Consider the following 2,130-nt stretch of genomic DNA (forward strand, 5'->3'; position numbering starts at 1 on the left):
GTGCCCAGCAGACGTCCGGTCGGCGTCTCGTACGGCGGCAGGGTGATGAACACGGATGCCGCGAGCGCCGGGTGCAGCTCGTGCCGACGGATCAGGGCCAGGGCCTCGGCGACCGTGGCGTCGGCCGACAGCACGATGGGCTCGGGGGTCATCAGGCCACCGGCGGTATCGGGTCCGTACTGCAGCAGCGCGCGGACGTCGTCGGCCTCTTCGGGCTCCATCAGGTCGAGCAGTTGCTCGGAGCGCGACTCGGGCAGCTGACCGAGCAGGTCGGCGGCGTCGTCGGGTTCCATGGCATCCAGGATGTCGGCGGCGCGTTCGTCGCCGAGCTGCTCGAGGATGTGCACCTGCTCGTCCTCGGGCATCTCTTCGAGGGCGTCGGCCAGACGGTCGTCGCTGAGCTCTTCGGCGACCTCGATCAGACGCTCCTCGGGCAGGTCGAGGAGGGTGTTGGCCAGGTCGGCGGGCTTGAGCTCGGAGTACGTCGCCACGAGCTGCTCGGCGGACTGCGCCTCGCCGGGCGTCTGGTTCTCGCGCACCTCGCCCCACGCGGCGAAGGTCGTGGCGCCCTTGGCGAAGGGCGACGCGCTCGTGCGCGGGCGACGCAGGAACAGCTGCCCCACGTCCCACTCGCCGAGACGGTTGCGCTCGATCGCGACGTCCTCGATCACGGCGGAGCCCGAGCCGTCGACGAGACTGACGCGGCGTCCGAGCATCTCGGCCATTACACGCACCTCGCCGCCGCGCTGCTGGAAGCGGCGCACGTTGATGAGGCCGGTCGTGATGACCTGACCGGCCTGGATCGAGGTGACGCGCCCGATGGACACGAACACATGTCGACGGCCCGGGATCTCGACGACGAGGCCCACGACGCGCGGTGCGGCGGAGGCGCGGTAGATCACCACGACGTCGCGCACCCGGCCCAGGCGGTCTCCCGCCGGGTCGAACACCGTGCAGCCCGCCAAGCGGGCGACGAAAACCCTTTGCGTGCTCACCGGTACAGCGTAGTCCGCACCTCGTCGGCAACACCTCGGGAACGGTCAGGCGTGCGTGACAGGATGATGAAATGAGTATGTTCGCGCAGCGTCCGGGTGCCGGTCGCGACGAGGTCGGCGACAAGATCGCCTCGTTCCCCACGTACGAGCAGGCGCAGAAGGCCGTCTCGTCGCTGATCGCCGCGGAGGTCCCCGCGCGCGACATCGCGATCGTGGGTTCGGGCCTGCGCTCGATCGAGCGGATCACCGGAAAGCTCGGCTACGCCACGGCGGCCCGCTCGGGCGCGCTGAACGGCCTGATGCTGGGTCTGCTGTTCGCGTTCATCTTCGTGCTCGGCACGCCGACCGCGCAGATCTCGGCCTTCATCGGCGTGCTGCTGATCGGTATGGCCCTCGGCATGCTCTTGAGCCTGGGCACGTACTCGATCGTCCGCCGCCGTCGCGACTTCGCTTCGGTCATGCAGGTCGCCGCCGACCACTACGACGTGTGCGTCGCCGCGACCAGCGTGCACAAGGCGCGTGGCGTCCTGGGCCCCACCGGCACGGCCGCGCGCACCACCGTGTCGCGCCCCGTCGCCGACGACTCCACGCCCCCGCAGTACGGCGAGCGTCGCCCGTCGGGACAGGCCGCGCCGCCGCGTCCGCCGGTGCCCTCGGTCGCTCCCGGCTCCGCGTCGCGCGACGACGAGCCGCCGCGGTACGGCGAGCGGATCGCCCCGAAGGCGCCCGCGGCCGAGGCGCCGTCGTCCGCGGATGCGGGCGGTTCCGACCGCGCCGGTTCCGACACGCCCGCGGACCGTCCCGACGCGGACGACACCCCCGCCCCGCGGTGACCCCGCAGCCCGTCCGCATCGCCGTCGAGCTGCCGGCGGGACCGGTCGAGGTGTCGGGGTTCTGGTCGGCTCCCGCGCGGTCGCGCGCCACGGTGGCCCTCGCCCACGGTGCCGGGGCCGGCATGGAGCACCCGTTCCTCGCCGGACTGTCCGACGCCCTGGCGGCCGACGGCGTGGCCGTGCTGCGCTTCGTGTTCCCCTACGTCGAGGCGGGACGACGGATGCCGGGCCCCGCCGCCCACGCGGTGGCGACCTGGCGCGGGGTCGAGGCCTGGCTCGCCGCCCACGCGCCGGGCGCATAC

Annotated in this window: 3 protein-coding genes; 2 read left to right on the forward strand and 1 reads right to left on the reverse strand. The window is 72.7% G+C overall.

Annotation, left to right across the window (positions count from 1 at the left end; genetic code table 11):
* Positions 1-995, reverse strand: a 995-nt coding sequence (locus tag DBR36_RS07810; protein ID WP_108318314.1) for a magnesium transporter MgtE N-terminal domain-containing protein, incomplete at its 3' end; no start/stop codon positions are given.
* Between the two features lie 71 nt (positions 996-1,066).
* Between DBR36_RS07810 and DBR36_RS07815 the strand changes: the two genes are divergently transcribed.
* A complete protein-coding gene (locus DBR36_RS07815) occupies positions 1,067-1,828 on the forward strand; it encodes a general stress protein (RefSeq protein ID WP_258222620.1) in 762 nt (253 codons plus the stop codon).
* The coding region (locus DBR36_RS07820) for an alpha/beta family hydrolase (RefSeq protein ID WP_375136066.1) at positions 1,825-2,130 on the forward strand (306 nt) is incomplete at its 3' end. The genes DBR36_RS07815 and DBR36_RS07820, both read left to right, overlap by 4 nt.

This window comes from Microbacterium sp. HMWF026 (assembly GCF_003061325.1).
Lineage (GTDB): Bacteria > Actinomycetota > Actinomycetes > Actinomycetales > Microbacteriaceae > Microbacterium > Microbacterium testaceum_E.

Coding starts and splice junctions, on each gene's coding strand:
- DBR36_RS07815 (WP_258222620.1), top strand. CDS start 1,067: ATGAGTATGTTCGCGCAGCGTCCGGGTGCCGGTCGCGACGAGGTCGGC.